This window comes from Vibrio sp. 10N.222.49.C9 (genome assembly GCF_041474985.1).
Lineage (GTDB): Bacteria > Pseudomonadota > Gammaproteobacteria > Enterobacterales > Vibrionaceae > Vibrio > Vibrio crassostreae_C.
The window spans coordinates 1-360 of sequence record NZ_JBFRVD010001350.1 but is presented as its reverse complement, the minus strand read 5'-3'; the positions used below and the strand labels follow the sequence as shown (position 1 = coordinate 360).

Here is a 360-nt window from a genome sequence, read left to right as displayed (position 1 = left end):
GCAGAACCCGTTTATCTGTAGTCGAATCAATATAGTTTTTTACTCGATTGGCACAATCTATCTGATAGTCGTACATCGGATATGACGGATGGTTCTGAATAGTACCTTGTACCCTCTCTTTGAGTGCATTGTATTCCTCTAAAGACTCTCCTAAACCAAGCGCTTGAAAAAACAGTTCTGGATGTTGCTCAGAAACCACTCTAAGTACTTCGTAAGATTCTTGAGACTGCAGCGAGTCATAATCTAAACCTTCAATATTTAGATTTTCAATAACAACGCGAACCTGCTCTCTCTTCATCCGTTCAATAATGAGCGCGCAGTTTTCAGGCTCGACTAGTAACTTAACACCTAAGCTATGAT

At 40.0% G+C, this 360-nt stretch carries 1 pseudogene; it reads right to left on the bottom strand.

Annotation, left to right across the window (positions count from 1 at the left end):
* Window positions 1-360, bottom strand: a pseudogene (locus AB4585_RS28240) (ATP-dependent helicase); the annotation flags it as partial.